Consider the following 16,438-nt stretch of genomic DNA (forward strand, 5'->3'; position numbering starts at 1 on the left):
CACAGCGTCGCTGATTGCTTGTTACTGGAGGTTGTATGAGATTCACCCGGAATCCCATTGCGCTAGGGATCGTCGCTGCGCAGGCGGTGTTTTATTTCCCCGGCGTAGGGGAAGCGGCAACACTGGGCGCGTATAATCCGCGCGATAACGACCAGCAGAGCGGCGCGCTGATTGTTAACGGCGGCAGCGCAACCTTAACCGGTAATCAGGCGTTTGAGCCGGGGATTGACGGGGCGGTCAACACCACGCTCGGCCAGGTGACCATCGCGGCGGGCGCACAATATCTCAATCAGGCACGTCTCGATCCCGGTCCGCAAAACCTCGCCATCACCGTGCCGGATCCCACTACCGGCGGCAACACCACCTTTCAGGTGTTTGATTCCGCCAGCCTGGTGGCGCAGGCACCGGTTACCGCCAGCACGGTGGTGCCGGATCTGCAAAACGTGAATGACAATCAGTATATCGACGCGCGCATCGCCGATGTCAGCGGCAGCGGCAGTTCGCTGGATGTCAGCATTGGTCAGGCTAACGCCAATAGCAGCGCCAGCACCAACGCCTGGACCATGGCGGCCAAAAACACCTCGCTGTTTCAGGTCAGTAACGGCGGCACCCTCAACTGGAACAACAACAACCGCATCACCTTTAACGGTTCTGCAGCCAACGTCTCCGGCGGCCAGGTGACCGATAGCCTGGCGGTACAAAATCTCGCGACCTATAACGGCAGCTTTAGCGTGCAGACGCTGGACGGCAAAACCACCGCCTTCAACGTCACCAATGCCAGCCAGCTGCAAAGCTACAATAACTGGCTGGTGAGCCAGCTGCAGGCCGGCAATCTCGCGCCGGCCAGCTACCTCAGCGCGTTCAATCAGGCGGTCACTATCACCAACGGCGATATTGTCTATAACGTCAGCGCCACTGCGCCGGATGAAGTGACGCAGCCGATAGGTAGCCGCGTGGTGATCAACGCCGAAGGCGCCGGTTCGCAGGTCACTATCGCCGCCGGTAAAACGCTGGAAGTGGTAGGGGCCAGCGATGGCGCGGTACGCGTGGCCAATGGGGCCAATGCCACCATCGATGGGAAACTGGCGAGCCGCGGCACCGCACTGGCGCTGGATGGCGCGACGGCTACCAACAGCAGCAGCGGCGTCATCAACGGCGGCTTCCTCAACCGTATTGATGGCACCGGCGTCGGCGCGGCCAGCAACAACGCCACGGCGGTAACGGTGCAGAACGGCGGCGATTTTACTAACAACGGCGTACTTAACCTCGGCACCACCGGCAGCAATCTGACCAACGGCGTGGCGGGCATCCGCCTTGATGCCAATGCGCAGGCCGCTAACAGCGGCAATATCAACGTGGGCGTCAACGGCTCCAGCGCGCGCGGCACCACTTCCGGCGTGCTGCTCACCAGCGACAGCAGCCGCTTCACCAACAACAGCGGCGGCACGATTTACCTCGGGCGAGGCGCGCAGAACAGCCTGAGCGACAACGTGGCGGAGACCGCCCTGAACCAGAGCGGGCTGACCAGCGGCATTGCGCTGCTGGCCAACGGTAGCGCCACCAACGACGGGGCGATTGTGATTGGCTCGCGCGTACAGAACGCCGCCGGCATGTCGGTCAGCGGTGCCAGCAATGCCACGCTGATCAACAGCGGCACCATCGACGTCAACGGCAGCGCTGCGCGCGTGCCGCGCGAGAACGTCGGCATGCTGGTCACTAACAGCAACGGTACGCTGGAGAATCGCGGCACCATCAACCTCAACGGCGTTAACGGCACCGGCCTGAAAGTGCTGGCCACCAGTGGTAACAGCGCCGCCGCCAGCTCCACCGGGACCATCAACGTGGCGGGCGGAGCCGATCCGGCCAGCGGCACGCGCAACTTTGGCGTGTGGGTGGAAGGCCAGGGCAGCGGCACTGCCGCAGCGAACGTGGACGGGCCGATTAACCTCACCGGCAACGGCGCAATTGGCGTGCACGCGCGCGGCAACGCCACGGTTAACGTCACGCAGAATGCCATTCCCCGTTTCAGCACCGGCAGCAATCAAATTGGTTTTTTTGCCTATGGCCCGAATGCTCTGATCAACGTGGACGACAACAACGCGTTTGACGTCACCACCACTAACTCGACGCTTTTCCGCATCGAACAGGGCGCGACGTTTGACGGGACTAATACCACGCTGACCGCCTCCGGCGCGGGTGCGGTGGCGGTGAACGGCACCGGCGGTGGCGGAACATTGGTGAAGACCAACAACGCCACGATTAACGTTAGCGGCACCGGTGCCACCGGCGTCAATATCGAGGGCGGTGCGCAGGGCAATATTGACGCGGCGACCACCATTACCCTCAGTGGCAGCAACGCCACGGGCGCGATTGCCGACGGGCAGAAACATACGCTGACCGGTGCCAACAGCCGTGCGCCGGTCGCCAGCACGCGGCTGACCTCCGCCGCAGAACTCAATTCGGCGCAGAACGGCATCACCGGCTATCTGGCGCGCAACCGCGCGCAGCTCAGCAATAGCGGCAACATCAACTTCAGCGGGGCCAATACCACCGGCCTGCGCGTGGAGAGCGGGGCGACCGGCAGCAACAGCGGCAATATCAGCATCAGCGACGGCGGCACCGGTATCGCGGTGAACAGCGCGGGCAGCACCTTCGCCACCACCGCCAGCAACAGCGGCAACATCGACGTGAATGGCGGCAGCAGCACCCGCCGTACGCGCGGCGTCAGCGCCAGCGGTAGCCAGGCGGTGGCGAACCTCAACGGCGGCACGCTCACGCTCAACGGCAGTGGTGCCATCGGCGCCGAAGCGCTGGACGGTGCGCTGGTGAATATCGCCGCCGGATCGACGCCGATCTTTAACAATAGCGACCAGATCGCCTATCACGCTGCAGGTAACGGTTCGCGCATTCGCGCCGCCACCAGCGCGCTGGATGTCAGCACACGTGGTTCCACCGGCTACCGCCTTGACGACGGCGCGGCGCTGAGCTTCAGCACGCCGAACAGCCTGAGCGCCAGCGCCGCCAGCAGCACCGGCGTAATTGTCTCCGGCAGCGGCAGCAGCCTCAACAGCGCCAACCTCAATCTGACCGCCAGCGGCGAGGAGAGCACCGCCGTGCGCGTCGAGGGCGGCGCAGCGGCAACGCTCGACGGCAGCAGCAACATCACGCTCAGCGGCAACAACGCGGTGGGCGTGCTGGTGAATACGCTGCGCAGCGATCTCAGTAATGCGCTGGACGGCAGCGCTGCCGCCACCCGCGTCACCAGCAACGCCCGCATCAGCGGCGCTGGCAACGGTGCCGTTGGCTTTGACCTGACCAACGGCGCGGCGCTGGAGAACAATGGCGCACTGACGCTGACCGGCAGCAACAGCATCGGCATGCGCTCGCGCGCCGGCAGCACGCTGACCAATAATGGCGTGGTTAACGTCAGCAGCGGCACCGGGTTAGATGTCGGCGGCAGCGGCACCACGCTGGCGCAGGGCGGTAGCATCAATGTTGATAACGGCGTGGCCGGCGTGCGCATCAGCGACGGCGCACAGCTGGCGCTGACTGGCAGCGATACGCTGATCACCACGCGCGGCACGGCGCACGGCATTTTGCTCGACAGCGGCGCGGCGGCGCTCAGCGCGCGCGACGCCACCATCAACGTACTGGGCAGCGGCAACGGCATCGAAAACCGCGCGGAGCTGGACAACGTGAGCCTGAGCAACCTGACGCTCAACGTTGGCGATGGCAACGGCATCCGCACTGCCGTCGCGTTCGATCCCGCCTCCACCGTGACCACCCATGTATCCGGCAGCGGTAACGGCCTGACTATCGCCAACGCTGATGGATCGACCACCGGCGGCGATCTGACGCTGGGTTCGGGTTACGTTTTCAATGTCACCGGCGCCGGCGGCACCGGGATTCGCGCCAACACCACGGGAAATATCGTCACCGCTGCCAGCGTCAATATCACTAATGCGGCAGGCGGTTCGGCGCTGGTCTCCAGCACCGCCGGCACCATCGTCAACAGCGGCACGCTGCGCTCCAGCAGCCTGACGGCGCCAGTGGTCGATCTGCGCGGCGGCAAAACGGTATTCGAGAACCTCGGTACTATCGTGACGGCCACGGCGCAAAGCGTGGCGGTGGCGGGCAGTAACGCCGACGATGTGATTTTGCTGACCCAGGGTGACGTGCTGGGCGACATCAATCCTGGCGGCGGCAGCGATACGTTCCGCTGGACCGGCGGCACGCTCAACGGCAGCCTGACCATGGGCGCAGACAACAACAATATCGCCGAGGTCAGCGGCGTCGATCTCAGCACTACTTACCATCTCACCAGCGGCAACGGCACCGGTAACAGCCTGACCTTTAACCAGATTACGGCGCGCGGCGGCAGCTTCAGCGCGGATGACCTGAGCAAAGGCGTTAATCTCGGCAGCGGCTGGAGCATCATTAACTTCGCGGATAGCCGCTGGACGCTGACCGACAACCTGCAGCTGGCGCACAGCACCATCAACATTGATGGGCGCTCAACGCTGTACGCCGGTGACAACGTGCATCCCACACTGGCGGGCGGCACAGCGGATTCGCTGCAGGTGAATAACAGCGGTACGCTGGACCTCACCAATGGCGGCGGTTCGCCAGGTAATACGCTGGACATCAACGGCTCGCTGGCGTCGATGGGCGGTCAGGCGAATCTGGTGACGCGCCTCAATGACGGCGGCGCGCTGAGCAACCAGTTCACCGACCACATCAACGTCAGCGGTAACGCCAGCGGCACCACGCTGCTCAACGTCAGGCTGGATGCGGCAAGCAGTGCGGCGCTCACCGATCGCAACCGCAACGGCGGCATTGAGGGCAATGAAGGCATTTCGCTGGCGCAGGTGGGCGGCAACGCCGGCCAGAACAGCTTTGCGCTCAGGGATGGCTATCTCGGTGCCGGACCGTGGCAGTACCGGCTGTACAGCTTCGCGCCGGGCAGCAGCGATCCGGCGCAGCGCCTGCTGAGTGGCAGCGGCAACAATTACTGGGATTACCGGCTGGCAAACTACTACGTGTGCGAGGACAGCGACAGCTGCCAGCCAGCGCTGGTGACCAGCGGATTTGGTACGCCACAGCGCTACGATGCGCGTCCGGCGGTGGTACCGCAGGTGCCCTCGTACATTTCGGCACCGGTTGGCCTCGCCTATTACACCGCCGCGATTATTGATGACCTGCACAAGCGTCTCGGCGAACTGCGTCACGAGCAGACGCGCCCGGCGGGTAACGGCGGTGAGATGTTCCTGCGCTATATCGGCTCGAACCTGAAATACAAAAGCGACCGCAGCTTTAGCGATTACGGCTACGGGTTTGATCTCGATTACAGCGCGGTGCAGCTTGGCGGCAATCTGCTGCGTCTCGACGGTGAGCAGGACAGCCTGCGCGGCGGCGTGGCCTACACCCGCGGCAATACGCGCATTCGTCCGCAGGCGGCAGACGGTTACAGCAGCACCAGCTTCGATAGCGACAGCCTGGCGCTGTACGGCACCTGGCAGCGCCAGAGCGGCTTTTACCTTGACGGCGTGCTGTCGTTTGACTGGCATCGTGGTGAAACCGACATTGCGCGCCAGCAGCGCGAGGCCAGGCTGAAGGGCCACGGCTGGACCGCCTCGCTGGAGAGCGGTTATCCGTTTGAACTCGGCGAGGGCTACAAGCTGGAGCCGCAGGCGCAGCTGATGTACCTGAAACTGAACATGAACGATTTCACGGATGAGGACAATAACCAGGTGCGCTATGGCGATTATCACCAGACGATTGGCCGTCTCGGCGCGCGTCTCGACCGCAGCTGGACCGATGACAGCAACCGCCAGTACACGCCTTATCTGCGCGCGAATTATTACAAAGGCTGGGGCGGTACGGCGCAGGCGTCGGTGTCGGCTGCCGATAACCCGGCGCTCGGCGCCAGCTTCAGCAGCGGTAATTTTGGCCAGATGTGGGAAGTGGGGGCTGGCGGCACGGTGACGCTGCAGCAGGATGTGTCGCTGTACGCCGAAGCGGATTACCGCAAGGAGATCGACGGCAACGGCGCCAGAGGCTGGCGTTACAACCTCGGCGTGCGCTGGCAGTTCTGAAAGTATGTGCGCATGATGCGGTCGCCGTGAACGGCGACCCTACAAGAATGCGGCATGCTGCGGGATGTGCAGGGATGCGGTCGCCGTGAACGGCGACCCTACAAGAATGGGGCATGTTGCGGGATGCGCAGGGATGCGGTCGCCGTGAACGGCGACCCTACAAAATGGGGCATGCTGCGGGATGCGCAGGGATGCGTTCGCCGTGAACGGCGACCCTACGAGAATGGGCATGTTGCGGGATGTGCAGGGATGCGGTCGCCGTGAACGGTGACCCTACAAAATGGGGCATGCTGCGGGATGCGCAGGGATGCGGTCGCAGTGAACGGCGACCCTACAAGAATGGGGCATGTGGCGGGATGTGCAGGGATGCGGTGATGGCACGTTTTTCTGTAGGGTGCGCATTCATGCGCACCGCTGCCGACACGCCTTTCAGCCAAAGCTCGATCTCATTTACCCTAAATGATTTTTTATCGATCCCGCCCGCGGCCAGAACTGTGAAGCGCCGCGCACTCCGGCTTTATTAAGAACAAAAATTAAATAGCCGCGCTAAAGCCAGGCCATTGTGCTGCCGAAAAGGTAAAAAAGTATTATCGATTTCTCTTCAGCCTGCGTTTTGCAAGGACTCACACATGCGTAATAACCAGCCCATCACCCAGCGTGAATTCGTCTTTGACGATCGCGCCACGCTGATGTCGACCACCGATCTCAACAGCCACATCACCTACGCCAACGACGCCTTTATTGAGGTCAGCGGATTCAGCCCGGAGGAGGTCAACGGCCAGCCACACAACATGGTGCGTCATCCGGATATGCCGCCGGAAGCGTTCGCCGATATGTGGAGCACGCTGAAGCAGGGCGAACCCTGGACCGCGCTGGTCAAGAACCGGCGCAAGAATGGCGATCACTACTGGGTGCGCGCCAATGCTATTCCGGTAGTGCGCGAGGGCAAGCTGCAGGGCTATATGTCGGTACGCACCAAACCGTCGGCGGAGGAGGTCCGTCAGTGCGAGGCGCTGTACCGTGATTTTCGTGAAGGGCGTGCCAAAGGGCGTCGCTTCCATAAAGGGCTGATTGTCGGCAGCGGCTGGCGGCGACTGACCTCAGTGCTGAAAACGCTGCCGCTGCGCTGGCGCATCCGCAGTACGCTGATCGCGCTGCTGCCGTTGTCGGTGCTGAGCGTCTGGCTGCTGGGCATGGCACCGCTGGCGATCGGCTGCTTCAGCGGCGGCATGGCCGGGCTGCTGCTGCTGGCCAGCCTGTGGCTGGAGCAGCAGATCTCGCGCCCGATGGAGCGCATGTGCCGTCAGGCGCTGAGCGTGGCCACCGGCGCCAGCCACAAAGTCGAGCACATCGATCGGGTGGATGAGATCGGCATGACGCAGCGCGCTATCGGCCAGCTGGGCCTGATGTTCCGCTGGCTGGTGGATGACGTCAGCGGCCAGGCGATCAATGTCCTGAGTGCCAGCGACGCCATCGCGCGCAGCAATGATGAACTGAGCCGTCGCACCGAGCAGGCGGCGGCGAACGTGCAGCAAACGGCGGCGACCATGAACGAAATGACCGCCACGGTCAAAAGCAACACGGAAACTGCCAGTGAAGTAAATACGCTGTCGGCCAGCACCAGCGCAGCGGCGATCAAAGGCGGTGAAGTGATGCAGGAGATGGTCGGCATGATGGCGGAAATTGCCGACAGCTCGAAGCGTATCGCCAACATCACCAGCGTGATTGACGGCATCGCTTTCCAGACCAATATTCTGGCGCTGAACGCGGCGGTGGAAGCGGCACGTGCCGGTGAGCAGGGTAAAGGCTTTGCGGTGGTAGCGGGCGAGGTGCGCAATCTGGCACAGCGCAGCGCCAAAGCCGCCAGCGAGATCAAAAACCTGGTGGAAACCAGCGCCGGCCGCGTGCAGTCGGGCAGCGATCACGCCGATGCGGCCGGCCATACGATGCAGGCGATTGTCGATCAGGTGCAGAATGTCACCGCCCTGATCGCGCAAATCAGCGCGGCGACGGCCGAACAATCCATCGCGCTGAGCGAAGTCAGTAGCGCGGTGGAGGATCTCGACGACATCACCCATCAGAACGCGGCGCGCGTGGCGGAAGGTGCAGAAGCCTCCGGCCGAATGGCGCATCAGGCCAACCGGCTGGTTGAAGCGATCAGCGTGTTTCGCTAAGTTTCACGACGCTTCACGTCCGGCGCGCAGCGCGCCGGGCGGTGTGCCGACAATGCGTTTGAAGGCGCGACTGAAGGCGGCCAGTGAACCGTAACCGAGGTGGAACGCCACGCTCTCCACCGCTTCGCCATCGTTAACAATACGCTCAACCGCCAGACGCATGCGCAGTTCGGTGAGGTAGCGCAGCGGCGTCATGCCGGTGGCGTTTTGAAAGCGCGCGGCAAACACCGAGCGTGAGCTGCCGGATTCGCGCGCCAGCCGCTCCACCGTCCAGTTTTCGCCGGGCGCGCGGTGCATGGCCGCCATCGCCAGGCTGAGGCGCGGATCGCGCAGGGCCTGCACCAGCCCGCTGCCCTGACCACAGCCATTCTCCACCCAGCCCCGCACAATTTGCGCCGCCACCACATCGGCCAGCCGCGACAAAATGCCGGCAAAGCCCGCTTTGCGCTGACGTGTTTCACGCTCCATGGCATCCAGAATCGGCTGGATTTCCGGGTATTGCGCCAGCAGCGTGCTGACCAGCATCACGTCCGGCATGGTGTGCACCAGCGGCTGCATGCCGCCCAGCTCAAACGCCATGCAGGCGCTGAATAAAATCACATCGCTGTCGTCCGGGCAGGCATCCGCGTCCGGCGCATCGTTGATGGCGCACACGCTGTCGCAGATGGGTTTGCTGTTAAAGGTAGCGATCGGCACGCACACCGCATCTTCGCCGGAGATCAGCGCGTGCGGCTTACCGTGCGGAATCAGCAGTGCATCGCCCGCCTGCAGCGGATAGACGGTGCCGGAAGCGGAGCGAATCAGCAGCGAGCCGCGGCCAACAAAATGCAGCTGTGCCTTGCCCGGCGCGTCATCATATTGCAGGCCAAACGGCGCATGCAGCGCGATGCGCTGATATTTGACGCCGTACAGGCGCATGCCCATCAGCAGTTCGCTGGTCAAATCTTCATAGCGGCTCATACAATCCAGACGAATTATCAAAAAACAAAGTTTCTGTATCATAGATCGTCTTGCGTCGTCTCTCTATGCTTACAGCCTGATATTTTGTGATGGGGATCGCAGATGAGTCTGGATACTGAAGTAGTGGAAACAAGCATTGCGGTAGAGAAACCCGCATGGGGCGCGGTGTTCGCCATGGCGTTTGGCGTCTTCGGCCTGATCACCGCAGAATTTCTGCCGGTGAGCTTGCTGACACCGATTGCCGACTCGCTGCGCGTCAGCGAAGGGCAGGCGGGCCAGACGGTCACAGTTACCGCGCTGGTGGCGCTGCTGACCAGCCTGGTGATTGGTAACGTCACGCGCCGCCTCGACCGCCGCCTGGTGATGCTGGCGTTCACGTTGCTGCTCATCGCCTCGGCGCTGCTGGTGGCGTTTGCCGAAAATCTGCCGATGATTTTACTGGCGCGCGTGCTGCTCGGCATGGCGATTGGCGGCTTCTGGACGCTGTCGACCGCTATTACCATGCGGCTGGTGCCCGCCGATCAGGTGCCGCGCGCGCTGTCGATTGTGTTCAGCGGTATTTCGCTGGCCACCATCATTGCCGCGCCGCTGGGCAGCTATCTTGGCGGGCTGATTGGCTGGCGTAACATCTTCCTGCTGACCGGTGTTTTGGGCGTGCTGGCGCTGTTCTGGCAGTTCTTCACCCTGCCGTCGATGCCGCCGGAGAACAAAGCGCGCAGTGGCGGCGTGCTGGACCTACTGCGTCAGAGCGTGATGCGCTGGGGCATGCTGGCGGTGATCATGATGTTTACCGGCCATTTTGCCTTCTTTACCTATCTGCGCCCGTTCCTGGAAACCAGCGCGCAGCTGAATGTGAATCAGCTGTCGCTGGTGCTGCTGGCGTTCGGCGTGGCGAACTTCTTCGGCACCTCGCTGGCCGCGTGGCTGGTGACGCGCAGCGTGTCGCTGACGCTGACCGGCATGGCGCTGGTGATGAGCGTGACGGCGGTGCTGCTGGTGAGCTTTGGCCACGTCTCCTGGCTGGTGGCGAGCGGCGTCGCGCTGTGGGGGCTGGCGTTTGGTTCAATGCCGACTGGCTGGTCAACCTGGCTGTCGCGCGCGGTGCCGGACGACGCCGAATCGGGCGGCGGGCTGCTGGTGGCAACTATTCAGCTGGCGATCACCGCCGGTGCGGCAGCCGGTGGCTGGATGTTCGATCTGCAGGGCGCGGGCGGCGTATTTCTTGCCAGCGGCGTGCTGATGCTGCTGGCCGCCATCACCATCTTTACCCGCGTGCGGCATCACGGTTAAAACCGTTTACCGCCATCAGGCGCGCCGCGACACGCTTCAGGGTGTGTCGCGGCGCCGCTTTTGCCGCGTATGCCTGGTCTCACCAATCACAGCAATAAATCCTGCCTTTTAATCAAATCGTGGTTTTTTAACCCTTTGCGCACAGGTTGCGCTAAACGTGCTTTTTATAGTCAAAATATTCGAATGACTTAGGCAAATCTCTGCGCTTTTTTTTGATCGGTTGCCGGCCTACTATATCTCTCATCAAGGCGATGTCGCCTTATTCAATCAAACATTATTAAGGAAATGACCATGAAAACCATCAAAACTTTTGCTGCTGTTATTGCTCTCTCTGTTCTGCCATTTGCCAGCTTCGCGCAAAGCGTGACCGCTACCGCCTCTACGCTTGACGGTGCTGAAGCGCAAATCGCTGCTAAAGCGCAGGAACTTGGTGCTTCCTACAAAGTGACTGAAGCCAACTTCAACAACGGCGTTCACATGACGGCAGAACTGACCCAATAAGTTTGCCCTACCCTCTGTGCTGACAGGGTGCCTTCGGGCGCCCTGGCGGCGTTGCTAACGTCATAAAATCCTGTCCCTTTTCCGCATAAATGATTATTATTCGCAAAAACTAACATCCTTATCGGCTCGCCTCGGGCTGAATTTCCTATTGGTTGCAATGTCGGGCTTTCATTTCACTGCCGCACGGCGGTGGTTTTGCTATGGAGAAGTTATGAAAGCGAATAAAACAATGCAGTGGGCGCTGCGTCCGCTACTGGTGGCCACGGCGCTGCTGTCCTGCAGCGCGCTGCAGGCGGCGGAAACGCAGCCGCTCAATCAGCCGATCGCCAAAGGTGCCTACGAACTGGCCTTCAGTAACAGCGACAACGCACTGTTCCTCGCCACGGCGCAAAACGCCGGCAATCCGCAGGGTGGTACCGTGTACCGTCTCGATCCGCAGAATCTGGCGGTGAAACAAACCATCAGCACTGAGCTGAAGACCTTTGGTGCCGCCATCAATCAGCACACCAACGTGCTGTACTTTGGCAACACGGTCAACGGCGCGCTGACGGCAGTGGATGCCAGCAGCGGTAAGGTGATCAACACGCTGGTGCTGGATGGCCGCAAGCGCAGTGACACGGTTCGTCCGCTGCAGCCGCGTGAACTGGTCGCGGATGCGCTAACCAATCGCGTATACATCACCGGTCTCGGTGCGCAAAGCGTGGTGTGGGTGGTGGACGGCAAAACGCTGCAGCTCATCAGCACTATCCCGAATACCGGCAAAATGGGCACCGGGCTGGCACTGGATGCCGCCGCGCAGAAACTGTATGTCACCAATGCCGATGGCGAGCTGGTCACCATCAATACCCGCCTGAACGCGATTGAAAAGCGCCAGAAAATTGATGGTGATAAAGAGCACTTTTTCCTGAACATTGCGCTGGATAGCAAAGGCCACCGCGCTTTCCTCAGCGATGCGAAGCAGCCGCAGGTACTGGTGCTGGATACCCGCACAAAGCAGGTGATTCAGCGCATTGAGGTACCGGAATCGCTGGCGGTGCTGTTCAATGCTGACCGTGACGAGCTGTATGTCACGCACCGTAAAGCCGGTGAGATCAGCATCATCGATGCCAGCAGCTATAAAGTGAAACGCACGGTGAAAGCGCCGGGCCTGCCGAACAGCCTGGCGCTCTCCGCCGATGGCAACACGCTGTTCGTCAGCATCAAGCAGCCGGGCTCACGCAAGGAACCGCCAAAAAACCCGGACAGCGTGTTACGCATCGCGCTGTAGGGCGTAATTATCCGAAACTCAGGGGCGACGTGTGTCGCCCTTTGCATTTCCGGCCTTGATCCCCCCTTTCCCGCCCGGCTTACGCTACCTTTAGGACGACAACACCTAAGGGGAGAGTGCAATGAGCCAGTTTTTTATGCATGAAAAAAACGATCTGGTGAACGAAGCGATCGAAGGCGTGTTACTCAGCACACCGTGGCACAACCTGACCCGTCTCGATCTGGGCGATGAGATTCGCGTGGTGGTGCGTTCGGACTGGGATAAAAGCAAAGTCGCACTGATTTCCGGCGGTGGCTCCGGCCATGAACCGGCGCACGCAGGCTTTGTCGGCAAAGGGATGCTGACCGCTGCGGTGTGCGGCGATATCTTCGCCTCGCCGAGCGTTGATGCGGTGCTGAACGCCATCGTTAACGTCACCGGTGAGGCGGGCTGTCTGCTGATTGTGAAGAACTACACCGGTGACCGCCTCAACTTTGGCCTCGCAGCGGAAAAGGCGAAAAATCTTGGTTACAAGGTGGAGCTGGTGATGGTGCAGGACGATATCGCGCTGCCGGAAAATCCGCAGCCGCGCGGCATTGCCGGCACCGTGCTGGTGCACAAAATCGCCGGCTACGCTGCGGAGCACGGCCAATCGCTCGACGAGGTTAAAGCGCTGGCGCAGCGCACCATCGACGCCACGTCCTCCATCGGCCTGGCGTTTGCCACCTGTCACATTCCGGGTGAAAAGCGCGACGATCGCGTGGCAGCCGGTCATAGCGAGCTGGGGATGGGCATTCACGGTGAGCCGGGCGTAATCACGCTGGACACGCAAAACAGCCGCAAAATTACCAGCATCATGACCGATCAGCTGGCGCAGGCGCTGCCCGACGGCAAACAGGCGCTGTTGATGATCAACAATCTCGGCGGCTTTTCCCAGCTGGAGCTGGCGCTGCTCACGCGCGAGGTACTGCAGTCGCCGCTGGCGGCACGCGTCACCCATTTAATTGGCCCGGCAACCCTGGTCAGCGCGCTGGATATGAAAGGGTTTTCGCTGACGCTGCTGGCGCTGGAAGAGGCGTTTTTAGAGGCGCTGCATGCGCCGGTGCAGGTGCTGGGCTGGACGCCGATGTACGACTTTGCGCCCATCAGCCTGCAGCGCGCTGAACGCATCGGCAGCGTGCTGGATTTTGATCCTTCCGATAACGCTGAAGTGGCGCAGGTGGTTGAGCGCGTGACGCAGACGCTGATCGATCTGGAGAGCGAGCTGAATGCGCTGGACGCCAAAGTCGGCGATGGCGATACCGGCTCGACCTTTGCCGCCGGCGCGAAGAAAATCCAGCGCGGCCTGCGTGAACAGCAGCTACCGCTGGATGAGCTGCCTACGCTGCTGGCGCTGGTAGGCGAACAGCTGGCGACGGTGATGGGCGGATCGAGCGGCGTGCTGATGTCGATTCTGTTTACTTCGGCCGGACAGCAGCTGGAGGAGGGCAGCACGCTGCCGCAGGCGCTGATGCACGGGCTGGAACGGATGAAGCACTACGGCGGCGCGCAGCCGGGACATCGCACCCTGGTGGATGCGCTGCAGCCGGCACTGGAAGCGTTAGCGGCGGGTGAATCGCTGGCGGATGCGGCGGCCGCTGCGCAACAGGGTGCCGATGCGACGGCGCAGATGCAGAGCGCGAAGGCGGGCCGTTCGGCTTATCTGAATCAGCAGAGTCTGGATGGCGTGAAGGATCCGGGCGCGTACGCGATTGAGAAGGTGTTTGCGGTGCTGGCGGGCTGAAAATGGGGCGGATGGGTGCGGGGTTCGCCCTCACCCTAACCCTCTCCCGCGGGCGGGAGAGGGGACTGTTCTGAGTGATGTCGGAGTACAGTGCGGTTCTGCCTCCGAGCCTTTTCCGCTTACTCCGAGGCTTCGCGCAGCATCTCTTCGTGCGGAATATCCTGCAGAATCTGCTCAAAGCTGCGCAGACGTTTGTAGATCGACATCAGCGTAATCAGCGTGGACCACGACGTAATCAGATACTGGAACGACGAGCGCACCTGATCGAACACGTTGGTGATCTGGTTAAGCAGCCCCAGCGTAATGGTGCCCGCGACAATGGAAGGGAACAGCACGAACAGCCCGAACACATTGTCCACCTGCAGGTAGAGAATGCGCGTGATGTTGAAATAGAGGTAGTGGAAATAGAGGCGGAAATAGTTGTGACGCACGCGGCTGAACAGCTCCTGCACCGTGGGCGGTGCGGCGCGCTGCGGATCGTCCTCGCCGTACACCAGCTCTTTACGGTACGCGGCTTCCACCCGCTGATTGCGGAACTCCAGCCCCGGCAGTTTAATTCCCACCAGCGCCAGCAGCGCGGTACCAAACAGCGACCACAGCAGCGCGGCGATCACCAGCGCATAAGGGATATTGCCGAGAATCGGCACTTCCTTCACGTGGTGCGACAGCGTCACCAGCACCGGCAGAAACGCCACCAGCGTCATGATGGCCTGAATAAAGCTGATGCCCCAGTCCTGCAGCGTGCTGGCGAAGCGCATGGTGTCTTCCTGCACACGCTGTGCGGCCCCTTCCACCAGGCGCAGGCGCTGCCAGTTATGCATGTAGTAGTTGTTCATCGCGGTACGCCAGCGGAACACCCAGTGGCTGACGAAAAACGAGTTCATCACGCCGATCACCACCGCGATCAGCGCAATGCCGAGAAATGCCAGCACCTGCACATAGAACTGATGGATGGCCACCGAGCCGGCTTTGGTCAGCGCCTGCTGAATCATGTCGTAGAACGGACCATACCAGGCGTTAACGCCGACGCCGACCTGCACGCCAAACCAGGTGACAAAGATAATCAGTAACGATCCCCATACTGACCAGCGCTGCCACGGATGGTTGTCGATGATGCGCCACACCAGCGCAAAGGCGCCACCCATGATCCAGTAGTAGGCATAAAACCACAGCTGGCTGGCGTGGATAAAGCGGCTGGCGTTGGTCGGCAGCGGCTGCTGCATCGCCGCCTGCAAAGCGGGAAAGCGCGCCGGAAAATCATTGAAAAAGCCAAACCAGGCAAAAATGGCAATCAGGCTCCAAATCGCGGCCGAGCTGAAAAACAGCGCCGGCCGCGGAAAATAGGACTTAAACATAGGCACTCCGCTGTTGTGTGTACTCTTTATACCGCTTCCGGCATTTATCTGTCTGTTGTCGGTTGTATCCGACGATGACAGCATCGCCGCATTTATGTAAAGCGGCAGAGTTAGTTGTTAAGTTTTTTGTGCTCATTTGTTTCGGGAAACTAAATTATTAACGGCGATGGTGTTACACTACGTCAACTGTTACCGGTAACAGTCTTGCTGTATCCCTTAAAACGCCAATAAAAATCATTACAACGCAACTACTTAACTTTCATGCCGCATTATATGCGGTAATGAGGCAATGTCATGTCAGAAGAAAAAAAGGGTCACACTCGCCGGGATTTCCTGCTGAGAACCATCATCCTGGCGCCGGCAATGGCGGTAGGCAGTACGGCGATGGGCGCACTGGTCGCGCCAATGGCCGCCGGTGCGGCAGCGTCGTCGGCCGCTGCGCCGCAGCAGGCGCGCGAGTATCAACCGGTGTGGTTTACCGCCGAAGAGTTTGCCTTCATCAAAGCCGCCGTGGCGCGCCTGATCCCCAACGATGAACGTGGTCCTGGCGCGCTGGAAGCCGGCGTACCGGAGTTTATCGATCGCCAGATGAATACGCCGTATGCCACCGGCAGCAACTGGTATATGCAGGGACCGTTCAATCCGGATCTGCCGAAAGAGCTCGGCTATCAGCTGCCGCTGGTGCCGCAGCAGATCTACCGTCTCGGCCTGGCCGATGCCGATGGCTGGAGCAAACAGCAGCACGGCAAGGTATTTGCTGAGCTGACGCCCACGCAGCAGGACGCGCTACTGAGCGCCTTCGAAAACGGCAGCGCGCAATTCCCGCAGGTGCCGGCCAAAACCTTCTTCGCCTTTCTGTTGCAAAACACCCGCGAGGGCTACTTCAGCGATCCGATCCACGGCGGCAATCAGGGCATGGTGGGCTGGAAGCTGATCGGCTTCCCTGGCGCACGCGCCGACTTTATGGATTGGGTAGAGCGCGGCGAACATTATCCGTTCCCGTCAGTTGATATTCGCGGCGAGAGGGCGTAACC

9 protein-coding genes are annotated in these 16,438 nt (G+C 61.3%); 7 read left to right on the forward strand and 2 right to left on the reverse strand.

Annotated features, from left to right (window positions below):
• The first annotated feature begins 35 nt into the window (after window positions 1-35).
• The gene (locus C1Y43_RS08275) at window positions 36-6,095 is read left to right on the forward strand and encodes an autotransporter outer membrane beta-barrel domain-containing protein (RefSeq protein WP_104187859.1); all 6,060 of its coding nucleotides are present in this window, start codon (window positions 36-38) and stop codon (window positions 6,093-6,095) included.
• Between the two features lie 629 nt (window positions 6,096-6,724).
• Complete coding sequence (locus C1Y43_RS08280; RefSeq protein ID WP_058757540.1) at window positions 6,725-8,269, forward strand: PAS domain-containing methyl-accepting chemotaxis protein; 1,545 nt, start codon at window positions 6,725-6,727, stop codon at window positions 8,267-8,269.
• A 3-nt stretch (window positions 8,270-8,272) separates the two neighbouring features.
• On the opposite strand, the gene C1Y43_RS08285 is transcribed toward C1Y43_RS08280, so the two are convergent.
• Window positions 8,273-9,229 carry an AraC family transcriptional regulator gene (locus tag C1Y43_RS08285; RefSeq protein WP_021507815.1) on the reverse strand — a complete coding sequence of 319 codons (957 nt, stop codon included), beginning with the start codon at window positions 9,227-9,229 and terminating at the stop codon, window positions 8,273-8,275.
• Window positions 9,230-9,331: 102 nt separating this feature from the next.
• Between C1Y43_RS08285 and C1Y43_RS08290 the strand changes: the two genes are divergently transcribed.
• The 4 genes from C1Y43_RS08290 to C1Y43_RS08305 all read left to right on the forward strand — a co-directional run bounded on the left by C1Y43_RS08290 (window position 9,332) and on the right by C1Y43_RS08305 (window position 14,049).
• Window positions 9,332-10,519, forward strand: coding sequence for an MFS transporter (locus tag C1Y43_RS08290; protein ID WP_058757539.1), 1,188 nt, complete (start codon window positions 9,332-9,334; stop codon window positions 10,517-10,519).
• A 291-nt stretch (window positions 10,520-10,810) separates the two neighbouring features.
• Window positions 10,811-11,020, forward strand: coding sequence for a DUF1471 domain-containing protein (locus tag C1Y43_RS08295; protein ID WP_058757538.1), 210 nt, complete (start codon window positions 10,811-10,813; stop codon window positions 11,018-11,020).
• Window positions 11,021-11,231: 211 nt separating this feature from the next.
• A complete protein-coding gene (locus C1Y43_RS08300; protein WP_104187861.1) occupies window positions 11,232-12,287 on the forward strand; it encodes a YncE family protein in 1,056 nt (351 codons plus the stop codon).
• A 121-nt stretch (window positions 12,288-12,408) separates the two neighbouring features.
• A complete protein-coding gene (locus C1Y43_RS08305) occupies window positions 12,409-14,049 on the forward strand; it encodes a dihydroxyacetone kinase subunit DhaK (RefSeq protein WP_104187863.1) in 1,641 nt (546 codons plus the stop codon).
• A gap of 119 nt (window positions 14,050-14,168) precedes the next feature.
• Here the strand turns inward: C1Y43_RS08305 and sbmA are convergent, their stop codons facing one another.
• Entirely contained in the window at window positions 14,169-15,404 is a 1,236-nt protein-coding gene (sbmA, locus tag C1Y43_RS08310; RefSeq protein WP_104187864.1) for a peptide antibiotic transporter SbmA, read from the reverse strand.
• A 294-nt stretch (window positions 15,405-15,698) separates the two neighbouring features.
• On the opposite strand from sbmA, the gene C1Y43_RS08315 reads away from it, so the two are divergent.
• Window positions 15,699-16,436 carry a gluconate 2-dehydrogenase subunit 3 family protein gene (locus tag C1Y43_RS08315; RefSeq protein WP_104187866.1) on the forward strand — a complete coding sequence of 246 codons (738 nt, stop codon included), beginning with the start codon at window positions 15,699-15,701 and terminating at the stop codon, window positions 16,434-16,436.
• Window positions 16,437-16,438 lie beyond the last annotated feature (2 nt).

Origin of the sequence: Pantoea sp. ICBG 828, assembly GCF_002928355.1 — a bacterium.
Taxonomy (GTDB): Bacteria; Pseudomonadota; Gammaproteobacteria; order Enterobacterales; family Enterobacteriaceae; genus Pantoea; species Pantoea dispersa.

What these genes read in the sequence shown, in the direction of transcription:
- C1Y43_RS08275 (WP_104187859.1), top strand. Translation starts at nt 36, where the DNA reads ATGAGATTCACCCGGAATCCCATTGCGCTAGGGATCGTCGCTGCGCAG.
- C1Y43_RS08280 (WP_058757540.1), top strand. Translation starts at nt 6,725, where the DNA reads ATGCGTAATAACCAGCCCATCACCCAGCGTGAATTCGTCTTTGACGAT.
- C1Y43_RS08285 (WP_021507815.1), bottom strand. Translation starts at nt 9,229, where the DNA reads ATGAGCCGCTATGAAGATTTGACCAGCGAACTGCTGATGGGCATGCGC.
- C1Y43_RS08290 (WP_058757539.1), top strand. Translation starts at nt 9,332, where the DNA reads ATGAGTCTGGATACTGAAGTAGTGGAAACAAGCATTGCGGTAGAGAAA.
- C1Y43_RS08295 (WP_058757538.1), top strand. Translation starts at nt 10,811, where the DNA reads ATGAAAACCATCAAAACTTTTGCTGCTGTTATTGCTCTCTCTGTTCTG.
- C1Y43_RS08300 (WP_104187861.1), top strand. Translation starts at nt 11,232, where the DNA reads ATGAAAGCGAATAAAACAATGCAGTGGGCGCTGCGTCCGCTACTGGTG.
- C1Y43_RS08305 (WP_104187863.1), top strand. Translation starts at nt 12,409, where the DNA reads ATGAGCCAGTTTTTTATGCATGAAAAAAACGATCTGGTGAACGAAGCG.
- sbmA (WP_104187864.1), bottom strand. Translation starts at nt 15,404, where the DNA reads ATGTTTAAGTCCTATTTTCCGCGGCCGGCGCTGTTTTTCAGCTCGGCC.
- C1Y43_RS08315 (WP_104187866.1), top strand. Translation starts at nt 15,699, where the DNA reads ATGTCAGAAGAAAAAAAGGGTCACACTCGCCGGGATTTCCTGCTGAGA.